This window comes from Paenalcaligenes sp., assembly GCF_030152715.1.
In the GTDB taxonomy this organism is placed as follows: Bacteria; Pseudomonadota; Gammaproteobacteria; order Burkholderiales; family Burkholderiaceae_B; genus Paenalcaligenes; species Paenalcaligenes hermetiae.
The window spans coordinates 1-20,306 of the sequence record NZ_JASLIX010000053.1 but is presented as its reverse complement, the minus strand read 5'-3'; the positions used below and the strand labels follow the sequence as shown (position 1 = coordinate 20,306).

The 20,306-nt window shown below is 48.8% G+C and carries 16 protein-coding genes and 1 pseudogene; 9 read left to right on the top strand and 8 right to left on the bottom strand.

Annotation, left to right across the window (positions count from 1 at the left end; translation table 11 throughout):
• Window positions 1-56: 56 nt before the first annotated feature.
• Together Q1V74_RS04705 and Q1V74_RS04700 are read left to right on the top strand one after the other, a co-directional pair.
• Entirely contained in the window at window positions 57-260 is a 204-nt protein-coding gene (locus tag Q1V74_RS04705; protein WP_300647280.1) for a heavy-metal-associated domain-containing protein, read from the top strand.
• Between the two features lie 90 nt (window positions 261-350).
• Complete coding sequence (locus Q1V74_RS04700) at window positions 351-1,733, top strand: dihydrolipoyl dehydrogenase (RefSeq protein WP_300647279.1); 1,383 nt, start codon at window positions 351-353, stop codon at window positions 1,731-1,733.
• Window positions 1,734-1,788: 55 nt separating this feature from the next.
• On the opposite strand, the gene Q1V74_RS04695 is transcribed toward Q1V74_RS04700, so the two are convergent.
• The 5 genes from Q1V74_RS04695 to Q1V74_RS04675 are packed head-to-tail and all read right to left on the bottom strand — an operon-like array spanning window position 1,789 to window position 7,715.
• Window positions 1,789-2,379 (bottom strand): SCO family protein, encoded by a 591-nt coding sequence (locus Q1V74_RS04695; protein WP_300647278.1) that lies wholly within the window; start codon window positions 2,377-2,379, stop codon window positions 1,789-1,791.
• Between the two features lie 15 nt (window positions 2,380-2,394).
• A complete protein-coding gene (locus tag Q1V74_RS04690) occupies window positions 2,395-4,464 on the bottom strand; it encodes a M3 family metallopeptidase (protein ID WP_300647276.1) in 2,070 nt (689 codons plus the stop codon).
• 14 nt (window positions 4,465-4,478) lie between these two features.
• Window positions 4,479-5,336 (bottom strand): bifunctional methylenetetrahydrofolate dehydrogenase/methenyltetrahydrofolate cyclohydrolase FolD, encoded by an 858-nt coding sequence (gene folD, locus Q1V74_RS04685; RefSeq protein WP_260648684.1) that lies wholly within the window; start codon window positions 5,334-5,336, stop codon window positions 4,479-4,481.
• Between the two features lies 1 nt (window position 5,337).
• A complete protein-coding gene (locus Q1V74_RS04680; protein WP_260648685.1) occupies window positions 5,338-5,961 on the bottom strand; it encodes a response regulator transcription factor in 624 nt (207 codons plus the stop codon).
• Window positions 5,958-7,715 carry a PAS domain-containing sensor histidine kinase gene (locus tag Q1V74_RS04675; RefSeq protein ID WP_260648686.1) on the bottom strand — a complete coding sequence of 586 codons (1,758 nt, stop codon included), beginning with the start codon at window positions 7,713-7,715 and terminating at the stop codon, window positions 5,958-5,960. Before Q1V74_RS04675 ends, Q1V74_RS04680 begins: the two co-directional genes overlap by 4 nt.
• A 265-nt stretch (window positions 7,716-7,980) precedes the next feature.
• Between Q1V74_RS04675 and aceE the strand changes: the two genes are divergently transcribed.
• From aceE to purF, 7 genes are all read left to right on the top strand, one after another.
• Entirely contained in the window at window positions 7,981-10,686 is a 2,706-nt protein-coding gene (gene aceE, locus Q1V74_RS04670) for a pyruvate dehydrogenase (acetyl-transferring), homodimeric type (protein ID WP_300647275.1), read from the top strand.
• Window positions 10,687-10,701: 15 nt separating this feature from the next.
• Window positions 10,702-12,405: a dihydrolipoyllysine-residue acetyltransferase gene (gene aceF, locus Q1V74_RS04665; RefSeq protein WP_300647274.1), complete on the top strand. Its 1,704-nt coding sequence runs from the start codon at window positions 10,702-10,704 to the stop codon at window positions 12,403-12,405.
• Between the two features lie 8 nt (window positions 12,406-12,413).
• Window positions 12,414-14,120 carry a dihydrolipoyl dehydrogenase gene (gene lpdA, locus Q1V74_RS04660; protein WP_300647273.1) on the top strand — a complete coding sequence of 569 codons (1,707 nt, stop codon included), beginning with the start codon at window positions 12,414-12,416 and terminating at the stop codon, window positions 14,118-14,120.
• Between the two features lie 74 nt (window positions 14,121-14,194).
• Entirely contained in the window at window positions 14,195-15,568 is a 1,374-nt protein-coding gene (gene folC, locus Q1V74_RS04655) for a bifunctional tetrahydrofolate synthase/dihydrofolate synthase (RefSeq protein ID WP_300647272.1), read from the top strand.
• A 75-nt stretch (window positions 15,569-15,643) separates the two neighbouring features.
• Complete coding sequence (locus Q1V74_RS04650) at window positions 15,644-16,423, top strand: SPOR domain-containing protein (RefSeq protein WP_300647271.1); 780 nt, start codon at window positions 15,644-15,646, stop codon at window positions 16,421-16,423.
• On the top strand, window positions 16,423-16,911 hold the full coding sequence (locus Q1V74_RS04645) for a CvpA family protein (protein WP_300647270.1): 489 nt from the start codon (window positions 16,423-16,425) through the stop codon (window positions 16,909-16,911). The genes Q1V74_RS04650 and Q1V74_RS04645 overlap by 1 nt, the downstream gene beginning before the upstream one ends.
• Before the next feature lie 18 nt (window positions 16,912-16,929).
• Window positions 16,930-18,390: an amidophosphoribosyltransferase gene (gene purF / locus Q1V74_RS04640; RefSeq protein ID WP_300647269.1), complete on the top strand. Its 1,461-nt coding sequence runs from the start codon at window positions 16,930-16,932 to the stop codon at window positions 18,388-18,390.
• A gap of 84 nt (window positions 18,391-18,474) precedes the next feature.
• Here purF and Q1V74_RS04635 read toward each other — a convergent pair whose 3' ends face one another.
• The 3 genes and pseudogenes from Q1V74_RS04635 to Q1V74_RS04625 form a co-directional block, all read right to left on the bottom strand.
• Window positions 18,475-18,957 carry a disulfide bond formation protein B gene (locus Q1V74_RS04635; protein WP_300647267.1) on the bottom strand — a complete coding sequence of 161 codons (483 nt, stop codon included), beginning with the start codon at window positions 18,955-18,957 and terminating at the stop codon, window positions 18,475-18,477.
• Window positions 18,958-18,972: 15 nt separating this feature from the next.
• Complete coding sequence (locus tag Q1V74_RS04630) at window positions 18,973-19,680, bottom strand: MarC family protein (RefSeq protein ID WP_260648695.1); 708 nt, start codon at window positions 19,678-19,680, stop codon at window positions 18,973-18,975.
• A gap of 10 nt (window positions 19,681-19,690) precedes the next feature.
• Window positions 19,691-20,306, bottom strand: a pseudogene (locus Q1V74_RS04625) (bifunctional uridylyltransferase/uridylyl-removing protein); the annotation flags it as partial.

Below are 20,306 nucleotides of genomic sequence, written 5' to 3'. Positions count from 1 at the left end.
TGTTATGCTGGGTAGCATAAGGACTACACGATGGATTTACTTGTAGGAAAAAAGCGATGAAACATACTTTTATTGTGCCCGATATGACATGTGGGCATTGTGTAAAAATGATCACACAAGCCGTACAGGCTGCGGACGCTGATGCTCAGGTTCATGCTGACACGCAGACGCATCAGGTGACGGTAGAGACGATGCAATTAGATGAGGCAGCGGTCTTGCTGCTGCTACAAGAGGCTGGTTATACCCCGAACGTAGCATAAGGGCGATTTTTGTATCGTCCAGAGCGGCAGGGTGTTTTTGCCGCTCGATTGCGTTGATTTTATGCATTGTTAATCACAAAGGAACCGTTTATGCAAAAACGTCAGGCTGATGTAGTCATTATAGGTGCTGGAACAGCAGGAATGACTGCTTATCGGGCGGCAACCCGAGCAGGGAAAAAAGCCATTTTAGTTGAAGGAGGGGCTTTTGGGACAACATGTGCCCGGGTGGGGTGTATGCCTTCTAAACTATTAATTGCCGCGGCCGATGCGGCGCACCAAGCGCAACATACGTCTGCCTTTGGTGTCCATGTGGATGGCACGGTGCGCATTGATGGCAAACAGGTGATGCAGCGGGTTAAAAGTGAACGGGATCGCTTTGTGAGCTTTGTGTTAAGTGATGTAGAAGCGTTTCCTGCGGACGATAAGGTCGTAGGCTATGCTAAATTTTTGGATGACCAAACAGTACAAGTAGATGAGCACACGCAAATTCAAGCCCAAAGTTTTGTGATAGCAACGGGTTCTACTTCTTTTATTCCCAAAGCACTTTTGGCCGCTGGTGACCGACTGGTGATTAATGATGATGTGTTTGAGTGGGAGGATTTACCCCAGCGTATTGTAGTGGTTGGGGCCGGTGTGATTGGTTTAGAATTAGGCCAAGCTCTTAGCCGCTTAGGCGTAAAAACCACCCTGCTGAATCGGAGTGATACGGTAGGGGGTATCACAGATCCAGAGGTACGAGAAGCCGCGCGCGCAGCATTTTGTTGTGAGTTTGCCCTAGAAGCGAATGCTACGGTAACAGCTACGGAGCTTAAAGATAATCAGGTGGTAGTGCATTATGAACAAAATGGCCAGACACACCATGTGACAGCAGATTTTGTTTTGAGTGCAGCAGGTCGTATACCCAATGTGCAAGGGCTTGGTTTAGAGAATACATCAGCTGAGCTAGATGAAAAAGGGATGCCGTTGTTTGATACGGAGACCTTACAAATCAAAAATACAGCTATTTTTATTGCTGGTGATGCCAATAATCAACATCCTATTTTGCACGAAGCGGCGGATGACGGGTACCAGTCAGGAATGAATGCGGCGCATTGGCCTCAAGCGCCAGTTGCCGTAGCACGGCGTGCGCCGATGGGTATTGTCTTTACAGACCCTCAGATTATGAAAGTAGGTTGCGCCTATAAGGATTTGGATTTAGCGCGAACACAGATTGGCGAGGTCAATTTTGCGAATCAAGGTCGTGCACGCGTCATGTTAAAAAACTGTGGGCGTCTACGCGTGTATGCGGATAAAGAAAATGGCCGTTTTTTAGGAGCAGAGATGCTAGGGCCAGCTGCTGAGCATATGGCGCATTTATTAGCGTGGTGCTTGCAGATGGAGCTAACCATTGAGCAAATGCTGGCGATGCCGTTTTATCATCCCGTGTTGGAAGAGGGGTTACGTACAGCATTACGCGGCGCGCGCGTAGAGTAAAAAGTGTTTTAACCGCAAAAAAGCTCAACGTCTGTTGAGCTTTTTTATTGGGCATTTATAAGATGGCACGTACTTTTTCTACAAGTGCTTCGACTTCTTCGGAGTCAGAGGCTAAATAACGTGCTTTGCCTTTGGCATCAAAAAAATAGACGCCTCGACTGTGTGATACCTCGTAGTCATTGGGATTAGCGGAGCGAGGCTTTTCAATTTGATAGGCAACCCGATAACGACGCGCCAGGTCGGCGATTTGTTTTTCTGTGCCGGTAAGCCCAATAGCATAACGGTCATCGAAATTTTCCACGTATTCTTGCAGCATATCGGGTGTGTCACGGTGAGGGTCGACACTAACGAATAAAATGCGTACATGCTGTGCGTCATCACCGAGTTTTTCCATCACATCCGCTAATTGCGCCATGGAAGTTGGGCAAATATCGGGACAATTAGCGTAACCGAAAAACATCAGTACGACTTTGCCGCGCATATCTTTTTCGGTTAAGACCGTTTGGTTGGCGGCATTTAACGTGAATTTAAGATCTGGCATAAAGCCCCGTACTGGGTGAATCTGTGAGCTAGCTAGACTTATTTGGGTTAAACTCAGCATACACAGCGCCAGAATCACGGATAATAAACGAAGAGGGCTGGACATGATTGCTCCTTGAGATTAAGCCGCGTCTTCACTGAGTCCGCTATGGCGTAATAAGGCTTCAGCCGAGGGTTCGCGACCGCGGAAAGCGACAAAGCTTTGTGCCGCCGGGCGTACCCCCCCGACTGCTAGGATTTCATCGCGGAACCGTGCTCCGGTAGCCGGGTCCAGCGTGTCACGGCTGCCATCAGCAGTGGTTGTAGCATTTTCCTCAAACGCTGCATAGGCATCGGCCGAGAGAACCTCTGCCCACTTGTAGCTGTAATAACCCGCCCCGTAGCCCCCCGCAAATAAGTGTGAAAAGGCATGGGGGAAGCGATGCCAAGCTGGGGGAATAATTACCGCTACCTCGTTGCGAACTTGATCTAAGGTTTGTAGGACCTCTTGGATGGTTAGCCCACGGGATTGATGGTGAATCAGCATATCGAACAAGGCAAATTCAATTTGACGCACCATTTGCATACCGCTTTGGAAGTTTTTGGCGGCGACAAGTTTTTGATAGAGGGCTAAGGGTAGCGGCTCTTGCGTATCCACGTGTGCGGAAAGCGTTTTAAGCACGGGGTATTCCCAGCAGAAATTCTCCATGAACTGAGAGGGAAGCTCAATGGCATCCCATTCCACTGCAGCAAAGGCGGAAACGTCGGGCTCATCGACGGTGGATAATAGGTTGTGTAGCGCATGACCGCTTTCGTGGAAAAGCGTGATCACATCATCGTGTGTTAATAAAGCCGGCTTGTTGTCTTGAGGGGCACTAAAATTGCATATCAAATAGGTAACAGGCAAATAAAGACCATCTGGGTGATAACGGCGAGAACGCTCACTATTAACCCATGCTCCCCCCTGTTTACCAGAGCGTGCATATAAGTCGATATACAAATAGCCGATTGCTTGCTGATGTTGATTATGTACTTCGTACGCTTTTACATCGGGATGCCAAACCGATAAAGTAGCGGGCTTGAACTCTACACCAAAGAGCCGCTGAGCGACATCAAATAAGCCGTTGAGGACTTGGGGCTCGGTAAAGTATTGTTTGACCTCGTCCTCGGAATAATTATATTGTGACTGACGCAGTTTTTCTGAAACATAGGCCGCATCCCAAGGTTGAAAATCCGCGATCCCCAGTTGTTGTGCGTGCGCTTTAAGCTGCTCTAGATCACGTTGTGCAAAAGGAAGGGCGCGTCGAGCTAAATCGTTGAGAAAGTCAATAACTTGGTGAGCATTATCTGCCATGCGTGTTTCTAGGCGTAGATCAGCAAAACTGTCATAGCCGAGTAACTTGGCTTTTTCCGCACGTAATCGTAGCAGTTGCTCAATCACGTCAGAGTTATCTAAATCGGTGTTTTCTGCTTGATCGGAAGCGATGGTGGCATAGGCCTTGTAGAGGGTTTGCCGTAGCTCGCGGTTGTCTGCATATTGCATGACGGGTAGGTAGCTTGGCATTTTTAGAGTGATTTTCCAGCCCGGTTTGCCATCGGCTGCAGCGGCTTGTGCAAAGGCGGCTTGGGCGTCAGCTGGGATCCCAGCTAGCTGGGAGGCATCTGTAATATAAAGGGCCCATTGATCCATGCTGTCAAGCACATTTTCAGAAAAACGCTGTGAGGCCAGCGCCTGTTGCTCCGTGATTTCGCCATAGCGTTGCCGCGCTTGGCCTTGGAGCTCAACCCCGCCTAAACGGAAATCGCGTAAAGCAAGCTCAATGGTGCGCTTTTGCTCTGCATTGTAATGGGCATAATCAGGGCTTTGCGATAGTGCAAGGTATTGCTGATACAAGCCTTGGTGCTGCCCCATCCATGTAGAGAACTCGGTGATGTGCGGCAAACATTGGTTTTTGGCATCGCGCAAAGCGGGGCTATTGATGACCGAATCCAAGTGTCCTACAACCGTCCAAGCACGCCACAATTGTTCTGTGGCGAGATGTAAGGCAGGAACAGTGCTCTCCCATGTCGGTGTTGACTGTTGTGCGATCTGCTCTACTGCTTGACGTGCTTGTTGCAGTAGTTGAGTGATCGCCGGCTCAACATGATCAGCTTGAATCGCTGCATAATCAATGAGTTCAGTAATGGGTGCAAGCAAAGGATTGGTCATCATGATGGTAGTAAAAATTAAATAAGACGTTCGGCTGCTTCAACGGTGTTGACGAGCAGCATGGCAATGGTCATGGGGCCAACACCACCAGGCACAGGGGTAACAGCACTGGCGACTTGAGCGACAGAGTCATAATCCACATCGCCCACTAGCTTGCCGGATTCGAGACGGTTAATGCCTACGTCAATAACAACAGCGCCAGGTTTAACCATGTCCCCGGTGATCATTTGGGGGCGGCCTACAGCGACCACCAGTACATCAGCACGGCGGGTGTGAGCAGCAAGATCTTTGGTTTTGCTGTTACAGATGGTGACCGTTGCTCCTTCGGCTTGTAGCATCAATGCCATGGGCTTACCCACGATATTGCTTGCACCGATTACCACGGCTTCGGCACCACGCAGATTCACCTGTTCGTCCTCGAGCATTTTCATGACCCCGTAAGGGGTACAAGGGCGGAAAAGTGGTTTGCCAGTTAATAAGAGTCCAGCATTGCTAATATGAAAACCGTCCACGTCCTTTGTGGCGGCAATGGCCTCGATCACAGCGTGTTCATCGAGGGAATCTGGGAGAGGTAACTGCACCAAAATACCATGCACAGTGGGGTCTTGATTGAGCTGGTCAATAAGCGCTAGCAGTTCGGCCTGAGAGGTCGTGGCAGGAAGGCGGATCACATCGGATTTCATGCCTGCTTTTTCACAAGCTAGGGCCTTATTGCGCACATAGACTTGTGAGGCAGGATCTTCGCCGACGAGCACAACGGTTAGGCCCGGGGTGATCCCTTGGGTTTTTAGTTTTTCAACACGTTGTGCGACTTCGGCACGTACACGCTGTGCTAATGCTTTGCCATCGATAGGGCGCGCACTGCTAGAACTCATTTTAGTTTTCTCCGGTTTTTGCTAAAGCAATTTTCATTAAATCGGCCACCGTGGTGACTTCCAGTTTTTCCATAATATTGGCGCGGTGCGCCTCTACGGTTTTAATACTGATATTAAGATCGCCTGCGATTTGTTTATTCAGGCGGCCAGCAACAATACGCTCAAGGACTTGTTGCTCACGTGCGGTTAAACGGGATAAGACCTGCTCGTGATTACGCTGCTGAGCGGCTTGATCGGCAAGCTCAATGGCTTGGTCAATCATGCGCGCCACAATAGCCCGTAGATCAGCCTCGTTAAAAGGCTTTTCTAAGAAATCCACAGCCCCTTTTTTCATGGTGCTGACTGCCATTGGGACATCACCGTGTCCGGTGATAAAGACCATGGGTAAAGGCGCTTTGCGGGCGATGAGCGCTTCTTGAAGCTCTAAACCACTCATGCCGGGCATACGCACATCGACAATGAGTACGCCAACTTGCTCGGCATCGTAGTGCTGTAAAAACTCTTCGGCCGCCGCAAAACATTTGACGCGATAACCATTGGCTTCAAGTAGCCAACGGAGCGAGTCACGCACGGCTTCGTCATCATCTACGATAAATACAGTGCAAGACATTTGGGTACTACTCATGCTTGAATCTCCTCGGAATGCGTGGTTGTGTTTTGTGAGGGGTGGGCACAGGGCAGAGTAAAACGGAAAATCGTACCGCCATCTGGATTATCTGTGGCCCAGAGACGCCCATGATGGGATTCGATAATAGTACGACAGATATTTAAGCCCATGCCTAAACCTTCGTTTTTTGTGCTGTAAAAAGGCTCAAATAAACGCTCAGGGTCTTTTAGACCATAGCCTCTATCGACGACAGCGATTTCAAGTAAGTTACCTTCGAGTGGGGTAACGTAGACGTGCAAAATAGGATAATCACTATTTTCCATCGCCTCGACCCCATTTTTGAGCAGGTTTAATAACACCTGTTCAATTAAAATGGGATCAGCTAATACATCCGGAATGGGGGTAGGTAAGCTGACTTCAATTTTAATTTGCCGTTTGCGGGCATCAATATCAGCAAAAGCCACCGCATTATCAAGAATTTGAGCTAATGGAACCTGTTGGCGACGAGGTTCACTGCGTTTTACAAATTCGCGAATGCGACTAATGATTTTACCTGCGCGCTCTGCCTGGGCAGCTGCTTTTTCGAGCGCGTCAATTAATGTTTCCGGATTGTATCGCCCTGATTTTACCATAGCCACTGCCCCCATGCTGTAATTGCTAATCGCCGTTAGGGGCTGGTTTAACTCATGAGCCAGAGAGGATGCCATTTCTCCCATGGTAGTAAGACGACTGGTGAGCTGGACTTTTTCTTGTTGAATGCGAGACGCTTCTTCGTGTTGGCGCCGCTCAGTAATATCGCGAGCCACTTGTAGCCGTACCCGTCGGCCGTCCGTCCAAGCTAGCATTCGGTGGTGGACCTCAAACCAACGCTGAGCGGATAAGGAAAAAGTTTCGACGGTTTCATCGGTAAAGCGTCCTAATCGCCCCCCCATAAGCTCAGCATGCCCATTGGGTTGAGCGCCGAAAATACGACGGTAAGTACGGTTAGCAAAAAGCAGCTCTAGGCCTTCGGGTGTATCTGCTACAACAGAAATCGCATCATCCAAGCCCTCTAGGACGGTCATAAAGCGCTCATGTGCGGCGGTGAGAGCTTCGCGAATCCGTTTAGGCTCAGTAATATCGGTCATGGAGGTCATCCAGCCGATTTGCTCGCCATTTGGATCGCGTAAAGGTGACACGTACATGCGGGCAGTAAAGCGTGAGCCGTCACGCCGTTGCGCTTCGACCTCTAGGCCACTACTTGGTGTGCGACCCGACATGAGTAGGTCGAGAATTTCCTGATGTTGTTGATGACGCCCAGGTAACCAATAAGGGAAAGGGGCTGTGCGTCCGATTAAATCGGCCTCATTCCAGCCAATCATGCGGCAGAAAGCTGGGTTGACGTAAGCTATACGCCCATACATGTCAAAAACGCGCATCCCCGTTGACATGGAGTTTTCCATGGCGCGTCTAAAGCCTGTTTCTGCGATGAGTGCGGCCTCGGCATGGGAGCGAAAACGCGTGTAGCGCCATAAAGCTAATAGGCTGAAAATAATCACCAGCGACAGGGCAACCACCACCAAAAGCAGGCGTTGTTGTCGGATTTCTTGGTCGATGGTGATGAACATGACACTGTCATGTTGCAGCCGTTGCAACCAAAAAAACGCCCCCATCACGCATAAATACAAGACTAATACGATAACCGGTGTAAGCCAATAAAAGCCGCGCCGGTTGTGGCGTGCTTGCTCGTAGAAAGTAGAGGGGATGAGAGACTTTTTAGAGTGATTAGCCATAGCAGTAATAAAAAAGACCAAGCAATATTGTAAGCGTGAATGCTATGGTATTGCTATGGGTTGCTTTTCGCAATATGAAATCTATTACCATAAAATGAAATTTTGCTTGAGCCATTTGCTTTTCTTTCCTAGAATAGGTCAAGCATAAGAACAAATCGTTTTTTATGTTTGCGGTTCGTGCCATCTGACAGTGTTTGAGACGCGAATAATAATGCCAGAACTTTGTCAGAGCGGACTTCATATTCATTCACCGGAGACACGCCCTATGTCCTCTCTTGATCAAGTATATAATTCGGCTCACGTAGATAATGATGAAGCCTTAGAAACCCAAGAATGGCTAGAGGCTCTAGAAGCCGTATTGGACCGCGAAGGTCCGGCTCGAGCCCACTATTTAATTGAGCGCTTGACTGACGTAGCGCGTCGTTCTGGGTCACGTATTCCTTTCTCTCCTTATACGGCTTACGTTAATACGATTCCTGTAGGTTTAGAACCCAAATATCCAGGGGATCCTGTCCTAGAGGAGCGTATCCGTTCCTACATTCGCTGGAATGCGATGGCAATGGTAGTTAAAGCCAACCAAGAAACGCCTCCAGATGGTGGTGGTTTAGGTGGTCATATTGCCTCTTTTGCTTCGTTGGCGACCATGATCGAGTGTGGTCAAAACCATTTCTGGAAAGCCGATAGCGATGGTCGAGGCGGGGATCTGGTTTACTTTCAGGGCCATACCTCTCCTGGCATGTATGCGCGAGCTTACCTAGAGGGTCGGTTGACCGAGGAGCAGCTCGATAATTTCCGTCAAGAGGTCGATGGCAAAGGGCTTTCTTCTTATCCCCACCCCAAGCTTATGCCTGATTTTTGGCAGTTCCCAACTGTATCAATGGGTTTAGGGCCACTGATGGGTATTTATCAAGCCCGATTTTTAAAATACCTACACGCTCGTGGGATTGCTGACACCTCTGGCCGCAAAGTATGGGTGTTTTTGGGCGATGGCGAAATGGATGAGCCAGAATCTTTAGGTGCGATTGGCTTAGCGGCAAGAGAAAAACTGGATAACCTGATTTTTGTGGTTAACTGTAACCTGCAGCGCTTGGACGGCCCCGTACGTGGTAACGGCAAAATCATCCAAGAACTAGAGGGTGTATTCCGTGGGGGTGGTTGGAACGTCATCAAGCTGATCTGGGGCGGGTACTGGGATCCTTTATTAGCGCGTGACAAAGAGGGCATTTTACGTCAGGTGATGGAAGACACCATCGATGGCGAATATCAGGCCTATAAAGCCAATGATGGCGCTTATGTGCGCGAACATTTCTTTGGTAAGCATCCCAAGCTGCTTGAGATGGTCAGTCGCATGAGTGACGAGGATATTTGGCGATTAAATCGTGGCGGTCATGATCCATATAAGGTGTATGCCGCGTTTGATTCTGCCGTTAAACACGAAGGCCAGCCTACGGTAATTCTTGCTAAAACCATTAAAGGTTATGGGATGGGGCATGTGGGGCAAGCGAAAAACCCCACGCATCAACAAAAAAGCTTGGATGTTGAGTCCTTACGTGAGTTCCGTGATCGCTTTAATATCCCAATCCCTGATGAGCGCCTCGAAGAGGTTCCTTACTTTAAACCCGCCGAAGACTCGCCTGAAATGCGGTATTTGCATGAACACCGTCAGGCCTTAGGGGGATACTTACCAAAACGTCGTGTAAAAGCCGATGAGCATTTGCCTGCGCCTAGCCTAGATACTTTTAAAGCAGTGCTTGAGCCAACGGCCGAAGGGCGTGAGATTTCCACTACACAAGCTTTTGTGCGCGTATTAAATCAGTTGTTACGTGATAAACAGTTGGGACCACGCGTTGTGCCCATTTTAGCGGATGAGTCGCGTACTTTTGGGATGGAAGGTTTATTCCGCCAGATTGGAATTTATGCTCCTGAAGGGCAAAAATACACCCCGGTGGATAAAGACCAGGTGATGTACTACCGCGAAGCGGAAAACGGTCAGCTTCTGCAAGAAGGGATTAATGAGCTTGGTGCGTTTAGCTCTTGGATTGCGGCGGCTACTTCCTATTCCAGCAATAACCGCATCATGATCCCGTTCTTTATTTACTATTCCATGTTTGGTTTCCAGCGTTTTGGTGACTTGGCATGGGCGGCCGGTGATATGCAGGCACGTGGTTTTGTGCTTGGAGGGACGGCCGGTCGCACCACATTGAACGGAGAAGGTTTACAGCACGAAGACGGACATAGCCATATTCAGTCTTCTGTTATTCCCAATTGCGTGTCTTATGATCCTACTTTTGCTCATGAGGTAGCCGTTATCATCCGTGATGGTTTATACCGCATGGTGGAAAAACAAGAGGATGTGTATTACTACATCACCTTGATGAATGAGAACTATGCCCAGCCAGGTTTAAAAGCGGGTGATGAAGAAGGCATTTTGCGCGGCATGTATAAGTTCAAGTCTGTGGACGGCGAACACCGCGTACAGCTGCTGGGGTCGGGCACGATTTTGCGTGAGGTTATTGCTGCGCAAGACTTGCTTGAAAAAGACTGGGGGATTGGCTCGGATGTGTGGAGTGTTACTAGCTTTACAGAGCTGCGCCGCGATGGCTTGGATTGCGAGCGTTATGCGCTACTACACCCGCGTGATACCCAACCGCCTAAGCCCTATGTAACTGCTCAGCTTGAGCAAACCGAAGGGCCTATTGTGGCATCTACCGACTATATCAAAGCTTTTGCCGATCAGATTCGTGCGTTTATTCCGCAAAACCGAGCGTATCGTGTATTGGGAACCGATGGTTATGGTCGCTCGGATTTCCGTGCCAAGCTACGTTCTCACTTTGAGGTCGATCGCTACTTTGTGGTGTTGAGTGCTTTACGCGCCTTAGCAGACGAAGGCAAAATCAGTATGGATAAAGTGGTTGAGGCCATTGATAAATACGGGATTAACCCAAATAAACCCAATCCTCATCACGTTTAAAGAGGGGAGCAAGTCATGAGTGAAATTATTGAAGTCGTTGTCCCTGATATTGGCAGTGATGAAGATGTGGACGTGATCGAGATCCTTGTCAACGAAGGGGATACGGTAGCCCAAGAGGACAGCTTGATTACTGTGGAATCGGACAAGGCCTCGATGGAAATCCCTTCTAGCCATGCTGGGGTGGTGAAATCCATCAAAGTCAAGTTGGGTGATAAAGTTCGTCAGGGCTCGTTGATTTTAGAATTAGAAAGTGCTGATGCTTCGGCAACAGCGCAGACATCAAGTGCAGCTGTTGCTGAGCAGCCAGTAGAGTCCGCTTCAGCGGCGCCAGTGACCGCTGCTGCAGAGAGCACAGAAACAAAAACCGTCGTGGTACGTGTTCCTGATATTGGGGATGCGCATGATGTGGATGTGATCGAGGTTTTGGTTAGCGAGGGCGATACGATTGAGCGGGATCAAAGCTTAATTACTCTCGAAACAGAAAAAGCATCGATGGAGGTGCCTTCGAGTCATGCTGGCGTGATTCAAAAAATCCTTGTTAAGGTAGGTGACAAGGTGTCTGAAGGCTCAGATATCTTAGAGCTAACCATGAGCGGTACGGATACGGTTAAAGAGCAAAAGGCCGCCCCCGCTCCCGCCCCTGCGCCTGCCACATCTACTACACCAAAAGTGGAGTCAAAGCCTTCTGCTATTGTGGGGCAAAGCAGTGGGGGGGCGATGGTCTCTAGCCCACCTAAGCGCGAGTCACCAACCTCTTCTTTTGCTGATGCCAATGTGCCTTTACGAAATCTGCCACATGCTTCACCGTCGGTACGTAAGTTTGCTCGTGAGCTAGGGGTAGACTTAAATCTCGTTCAGGGAACAGGCAGCAAAGGTCGTATTAAACCCGAGGATGTGCGTAATTTTGTTAAGCAGGCATTAGCAGGTGGGGCCGTAGGTGGCGCCGCACCTGCCGCCGGGGTTGCAACGGTATCGGGTGATTTCCAAGTCTTGCCCTGGCCGAAGGTGGATTTTGCACGCTTTGGTGAAACCGAAATCCAGCCACTATCACGCATTAAAAAGATTTCTGGTGCGAACTTGCATCGTAACTGGGTGATGATTCCGCATGTTACGAATAATGATGTGGCCGATATCACAGAGCTAGAAGCCTTCCGTAAGCAAATTAACGAGGAGGGTAAAAAATCAGGTCAGGCTGTGCGCGTGACGATGCTAGCTTTTTTAATCAAAGCAAGTGTGGCGGCTTTAAAACAGTTCCCTGAGTTTAATGCCTCGCTAGATGGGGATAATCTGGTCCTTAAAAAATACTACAATATTGGCTTTGCTGCGGACACACCAAATGGATTGGTTGTACCGGTGATTAAAGATGCCGATAAAAAAGGTATTTTGGATATTGCCCAAGAAACCGCAGAGCTCGCTGCTTTGGCGCGAGATGGCAAACTGAGTGCGGCTCAAATGCAAGGCGGGTGCTTTACCATTTCCTCTTTAGGTGGTATTGGTGGTACAGACTTTACTCCTATTATTAATGCTCCCGAGGTAGCTATTTTAGGGGTATCACGTTCTACGATGCAGCCGGTTTGGAATGGTAAAGACTTTGAGCCTCGGCTGATGTTGCCGTTGTCGTTATCGTATGATCATCGGGTCATTGATGGGGCGGCAGGGGCGCGATTTAATGCGTACTTAGGTCAGTTATTGGCTGATTTCCGTCGCATTGTCCTTTAAGGAGCGCATTGATGAGTACACAAGATATTGTCGTGCCAAACATCGGTGACTTTGAAAGCGTTGATGTGATCGAGGTCCTGGTGCAGCCGGGCGATCAAATTGAGCTTGAGCAAAGTTTGATTACGGTGGAGTCCGATAAAGCCTCGATGGAAATCCCCGCCAGTCATGCGGGGGTGGTAAAAGAGGTATTGGTTCAAGTAGGAGATCAAGTCTCTGAGGGCTCTGCTATTGTGCGCATTGAGACGGCGTCACCTGCTGCTGCAGCATCTAAGCCAGTCGCTGCAGCGCCCGTGTCGACTGAATCGGAGCAGCAGTTTGATGTGGTGGTCTTGGGATCAGGGCCCGGTGGGTATTCGGCGGCTTTTCGTGCCGCAGACTTAGGGCTAAAGGTAGCTCTGGTTGAACGCTATTTGACCCTAGGCGGCGTGTGTTTAAACGTAGGCTGCATTCCTTCTAAAGCCCTATTACATACCATAGGTGTGTATGAAGCCGCCCAAACGTTGTCTGAGCAGGGCATTCAGTTTGGCGAAGCGAGTATTGATCTAGAGCGCCTGCGCGGCTACAAAGACGGTGTGATTGCAAAACTAACCAAAGGCTTGGCCGGCATGGCTAAAGCGCGCAAGGTGGAAGTCATCACTGGAACGGGGCGCTTTATTGGACCACATCAGCTTCAAGTGGAAAATGTAGCAGGAACACTGACACTTGGGTTTAAATCTGCCATTATTGCGGCAGGCAGCGAGTCTGTGAAACTGCCTTTTCTTCCAGACGACCCTCGCGTTGTCGACTCTACAGGGGCTTTGCAGCTGCAATCCATTCCAGAAAAAATGCTTATTATCGGGGGCGGTATTATTGGCCTCGAAATGGGTACGGTTTATTCGGGGCTGGGTGCACGTTTAGACGTTGTGGAAATGCAGTCTGGTCTGATGCAAGGCGCCGATCGGGATTTAGTTCGTGTATGGCAAAATCAAAACAAACATCGTTTTGATCAGATTATGCTCAATACTAAAACTATCTCTGCTGAGGCCAAGGATGATGGCATTTGGGTGCGTTTTGAGGGCGAAGGCGCTCCGGATGAACCCCAGCGCTATGACCTTGTGTTGCAGGCGGTAGGACGGAGCCCCAATGGCAAGAAAATCGGCGCTGAAAATGCCGGTGTACGTGTGGATGAGCGCGGTTTTATTGCTGTTGATAATCAAATGCGTACCAATGTACCGCATATTTATGCCATTGGTGATATTGTGGGGCAACCTATGCTAGCGCATAAAGCCGTCCACGAGGGTCATGTGGCGGCAGAGGTAATCGCAGGGCAAAAATCATTCTTTGATGCACGTGTGATTCCTTCCGTTGCCTACACCGATCCAGAGGTAGCTTGGGTGGGGCTTACCGAAGAGCAAGCCAAAGCGCAGGGTATAGCAATCGAAAAAGGATTGTTTCCTTGGCAGGCTTCAGGACGGGCCATTGCGAACAATCGTGATGAGGGCTTTACTAAGCTTTTATTCGATGCAGAAACCAAGCGTATTCTCGGTGGAGGTATCGTAGGGGTGGGTGCTGGTGATTTGATTAGCGAGATCGTCTTAGCGATTGAGATGGGTGCTGATCAAGTGGATATTGCCAAAACTATCCATCCTCATCCCACTTTAGGGGAGTCAGTTGGCATGGCAGCGGCCGCCTCGTTAGGTGCTTGTACGGATATTCCTCCTGCGCGCCGTAAATAACGCATTTATAGGTTATTTTTTGAGCGGTAGGTGCTATGATGGGCGCCTACCGCTTTTACTTTTTGATGACAGTTATGAACACCACAACCTTAGATCAATATAGTCCGTTATCCCAATGGTTAGCTCATCTGGAACGCTTACACCCACAGGTCATTGATATGGGGCTAGAGCGAGTCGGCAAGGTAGCACAGAGCTTAGGTGTTGCGCAGAGTAAGGCATTAAAAATTGTGGTGGGTGGGACCAATGGCAAAGGCTCAACATGTGCGATGCTAGAGGCAATTTTATTAGCGGCTGGGTATCGAGTGGGGACGTACACATCACCACACTTAGTGCATTATAACGAGCGTATACGTATTAATGGTGCTCCTGTTGAAGACGCAGTGATTACCACCCAATTTGCGCGCATAGAGCAAGCACGAGGTGCTATTTCCCTGAGCTACTTTGAGTTTTCTACGCTTGCCGCATTAACTGCTTTTATGGACGCAAACGTCGATGTGATGTTGCTAGAGGTCGGCCTAGGTGGGCGTTTAGATGCCGTCAATGTGGTAGATGCGGATTGCAGCATTATTACAAGTGTGGATATTGATCATGTGGAGTATTTGGGCGATGACCGAGAGCAAATTGGTTGGGAAAAAGCTCATATATTTCGTGCTGATAAACCAGCCATTTGTGCTGATCCGATGCCACCGGCATCGATTGCTCGCTATGCTCGCCAAGTAGGGGCTGATTTATGGCAGTTTGGCGTGGATTTTAACTATTCAGGCGATGCGCAGCAGTGGGCATTTGCCGGGCGTGAGCAACGTCGTCCCGCTTTGGCGTATCCTGCATTGCGTGGGGTCAACCAGCTTTTGAATGCTTCGGCTGTTTTAGCAGCATTAGAGGCATTGCGTATGCAATTAGTGATACCGGCAAGCGCAGTACGCGAGGGGCTGTTGCGTGCGGCTGTGCCTGGACGTATGCAGATTTTACCGGGGCAGCCTACCGTGATATTGGATGTTGCACATAATCCGCATGCAGCAGGGGCTTTGGCACAAAACTTACAGCAGATGCCTTATCAACCGCATGCAAAAACAATTGCTGTGGTGGGGATGCTCAAAGATAAAGATGCCAAGGCCGTGATTCAGCGTTTAGCACCCTGGGTCGATATTTGGTTGTGTGCTAGTTTAAGCGGGCCTCGAGCCTTGATGGCAGAGGAATTGTCAGAATTGGTTAACCAAGTCGTGCAAGCGCCGGATATAGACGATAATACAGGGTCTACAGCCCTAAGTCCTGGTGTGCGTAGCTCGCAGCCTAGGGTGGATAAGAGCACAGTACAAATCCAAAGTTGTACTGATATGGTGCAAGCGTTTGTAAAAGCACAAGAGATCGCACAGCTAAATGATAGAATTTTAGTGTTTGGCTCATTTTTTGCGGTGGGGCCAGTGCTAACGCACTTAGGGCGACTGTAATTTATTCAAAAGAGGCTAAAATAGCATTTCATGATTTATTTTGCCCACTGACTTGTTATAGGTTTTAAAATTTAAATGGGACTGTTTTCACGTAAAGAGGCAGCAGTAAAAACAGCACGAAGCTCAAGTGATGATCAGCTCATTGAGCTGCGTAATCGGGCGCGTCGGCGTTTGATTGGTGCTGTAGTGCTGGTGTTAGCAGCAATTGTGCTTATTCCTATTCTTATTAGTGATAAAAGCACACAAGAGCCAGAGCAGGTGGTAAGTGTAATTCCATCAATTATTCCACCTTCAGAAGAAAAATATCGTCTTGCTGAAAGTTTAGAGCAGCCTGTGTTCGAGCAGGAAATAGATAACACCGAAGACCCTGGGCTAATCGAAACGCCCGTTACGGTGCCTGAGCCAGAGCCTACCGTTTTGCCCCCTAGTGTGGAGCCTGTAGCTCAAGCAAAACCCGAGCCTAAGCCAGAACCAAAACCTGAACCAAAACCGAAACCCGAACCTAAACCAGAGCCAAAGCCCAAACCAGCTCCTGTGCGTACGGATGACGGGGCGGTAGCCTTAGCATTGCTCGAGGGCAGAACCCCACCCAAAACCACATCAGCACCTACAATGCAGCAGGGGGCTGTCGTGGTGCAAATCGGTGCTTACTCTTCACAAAGTGATGCGAATGCACGACGCGCTAAACTTGTGGCGGCAGGGGTGAGCAATGCTTATGTAGAAACCGCAACAGTTTCAGGTAAACCTGCTTATCGCTTGCGCGTGGGGCCCTTTCCGAGCCGCCAAGCCGCTCAAGCCGCTCAAGCTCGCTTACGTTCCTTGGGTTACGAAAATAGCTTTATTTCATCTAAGTAGTGAATAGCTTTGATTATGTACTGCTCGCCGTACTTGGCCTAACCAGCGTGTTAGGCTTTGCTCGCGGTTTAATGAAAGAGCTGATGTCACTGGTGGCTTATGTGGCAGCATTTATGGCAGCGATTTGGTGGGGGCCACAAACCAGCGGTTGGTTAGAAAATTTAATTGCTACGCCCTTATTGCGCACAGCGGTGGGTTATATTGCCACGTTTTTTGTCGCCTTGCTTGGCGTAGGCCTGCTAAATATGGCATTAAATGCGCTGATTGAGCATACCGGTTTAGGCTCAGCGGATCATAGTCTTGGCGCTCTATTTGGTTTAGCCAAAGGTAGTGTGATAGTTTTAGGTGTGATTTTAGTAGCAGGCTACACGCAACTACCTGTTGAGCCGTGGTGGCAACAATCCACCTTAGCAAATACTGCCATCAATGTAATAATAGGTATAAAATCCTATTTGCCGCCCGATGTGGCTGCGTGGTTACCTTATTAACATTATGGATAGAACATTATGTCAGGAGTCGTAGGGGTCGTCGGCCGTGGGCCAGTAAATCAATTGATTTACGATAGTTTATTGCTGCTACAGCACCGAGGCCAAGATGCTGCAGGAATAACCACCTACAACAATTACTTTTTTCACACTCATCGCGGACCAGGTTTGGTCCGTGATGTATTTCGTACACGCAATATGCGCAGCTTAGTGGGCAATTCGGGCGTGGGTCATGTCCGCTATCCGACCACAGATAGTGCTGAAAATGCTGACGAGGTGCAGCCTTTTTATGTTAATGCCCCTTTTGGTATTAGCTTTGTGCATAATGGCAACTTGAGCAACTGGCGTCAGCTACGCCAGGAGCTTTTTAGCATTGATCGTCGTCATATTAATACGAACTCTGACTCAGAGGTATTGCTCAATGTTTTTGCGCACGAGCTACAACGAGCAGCGAATGGTGGGGATTTAACGCCGGATATTATTTTTGATGCAGTAACTGCTGTACATCGCCGTGCCAAAGGGGCCTATGCGGTGATTGCTCAAATCGCTCATTACGGTTTAGTGGCATTTCGGGATCCAAATGGGATTCGACCACTTTGCATTGGCAGCCAGCTTACACCCGAGGGCAAAGAGTGGATGATCGCGTCAGAGTCAGTGGCGGTGACGGGCTGTGGTTTCCACTTAGAGCGGGATGTGTTACCGGGCGAAGCCATTTTTATTGATTTAAAAGGTAATGTACAGCGTCACCAGTGCGCAGAAAGCACTCAGTTATCCCCCTGTGTATTTGAGTACGTTTATTTTGCTCGGCCAGATTCTACCTTGGATGGGGTCTCGGTGTATGATGCACGCTTGAAAATGGGCGAGTATTTGGGGAACAAGGTAGCAAAGCAGTTACGTTTAGCGGATATTGATGTGGTGATGCCTATTCCTGATTCGGCACGTCCGTCTGCCATGCAGTTGGCTGCACAGTTAAATCTTAACTATCGCGAAGGCTTTATTAAAAATCGTTATATTGGGCGCACCTTTATTATGCCGGGGCAAGCGGTACGTAAAAAATCGGTTAGGCAGAAATTGAGTGCTATTCCTATGGAATTTAAAGGCAAGAATGTATTGCTTGTGGACGATTCCATTGTAAGAGGAACAACGAGCCGCGAGATTGTTGAGATGGCTCGCTCAGCCGGAGCCAATAAAGTCTTTTTTGCATCCGCAGCGCCACCCGTTCGTTACCCGAATGTGTATGGTATTGATATGCCTACACGGCGTGAGCTCATTGCGTATGGCAAAACGGTAGAGGACGTTGCTTTGGAAATTGGGGTAGATGGCTTAGTCTATCAAGACCTAGATGATTTAGAGCAAGCCTTACGCGATTTAAATCCGGATTTTGATCGCTTTGAATCTTCTTGTTTTGATGCGGACTATGTTACGGGTGATATTACCGCCGAGGATTTAGACCAACTAGAACAAGAGCGTGGTGAGTCATAGCATTTGTTGATAACAATAAGAAAACGCCCCTCAAGACGACTCAGGTCAGTCTTGGGGGGCTTTTTGATTTAGGTGGAATGAAAACTAAATAACGGCTTTACGAAAGAGCACAAAGGTATTTGTAATGCCAACCAGAGCAAAAAACAACAAAGCCCAGAGAGCATAATCCAGCCCTAACACAGCCGTTGTGGCATCCATACAAGAAGCATAAATCCCAAATAACCAGGGAATGCTTGACTCTAAGCCCGTGTTGATCATGAATTGATCTGCAAAACTCATATCGCAGGAAAACAGTTTAGCGGCCACAGAGTGCTGATACCATGCAGCCATTACGCCACCGTAGGCCGTAATAATAATAAAAATCCGAGCCAATAAGCCTAGCCAAAGTTGGCGCCAGGCCATAGCAATATATCCGATGAGACTCAATAAAAACAAAACAACTAATAAGAGACGTTGAAAAACGCACCAGGCACAAGGGCGTAAGCCAAACCCATGTTGAGAGATTAGTGCAACCCCCAGGGCGAGTAAACTGAGGACGGCGGTATAAAGAAAAAAGCGTTGTTGCATAAAAAAAACCTTGGTTTATTGAGCAGTAGCGCTGCGATGAGCAGCTTCGACTAACAGATCTAACACGATTTCGTGAAAACCATCCCAGACAATTTGCACGCCTAAACAAAGCAGAATAAAAGCTGATAGTCGCATGACGACGGCGGTACCATTTTGGCCTAAACGGTGTAAGAACTGAGAGGCAAAGCGTAAACATAAATACACCACAAAAGCCGCTGCTGCTACAGCGGGGATGGCACCGGCTAGTTTTGTGGCACCAACAACAGCGCTACTGTGGTGTAAGGTGGCGCCCACAGTAAGAGCAGCGGATAGTGACCCTGGGCCACAGAGCATGGGAAAAGTCAGAGGGTAAAAGGCTTTGGCCCGCACATGTTCCCATGAGTAGGACTCAGCCATATCCTGCGCTTGCTCTGCATCAAAATCCGAAGCACTCACCAAACGCCATGCTGTGGCAATAACGAGTAAGCCGCCACCAATACGAATGATCGGCAAAGATATGCCAAAAAAGTTCAGCACCACATTGCCAGCAATCATGGCTACCGTCAGCATAATAAAGATGTTGATTGCGACTTTTTTAGAGAGGCGAGTGCGTGCTGATGTGCTAGCGCCCTCGGTAAGTGTTAAAAAAATAGGAGCTGCCGCCGGTGGATTCAGCATAGGCAGTAGAGTCGCTATGGTAAATAAGAAACTGCGACTAAAATCAAAAAATAAGGAGGTTTCCATGGAGCATGGCTTAAAGGACCGAACGCAAGGCGCGCTCGAACTGCTTAAAAAAAACGGTGTGGTGAAGTTCATCGCTGTGCACAATGAACGTGTCTTCCACGCGCTCACCTAAAGTCATAATTTTAGCGGATTTTACGTTAATGCGTTGTGCAGTAAAGGCCTGGGCGATGCTATAGAGCAACCCTTTGCGATCTGCGCAAACAATAGAGATTTTCCACGTGTGTGGTTGGCTCATTGGTTGGATGTCCACAATAGGGGCAATAGGAAAAACCCGTGCACGTCTTGATTGTGTTTGGGGTAGATAGCGGGGAGCGGTGTCAAATGGGGTTTGTGGATGCTGTAAAAAAGTACACAACTGGTGTTGAAGTGTCTTGGCAAAGTTCGTAGAGTAACGCTGATGTCGAGGTAAAAGCAGTACAAAACTATCTAAAGCCCAGCCGTGGTTGGTGGTGTAGATGCGGGCGTCTTGGGTGTTAAGGTGGTGTTGGTCAAAAAAAGCACAAATATGCATGAACAAGTCTTCGCGGTCGGGCGTATAAATCATGATCTGTATGGTTTCGCCCTTGCCGACGGGACGTGTTTCGACTACAGGGTGGGGGTGGAGCAACGCTTTGTGTAATGCTAGC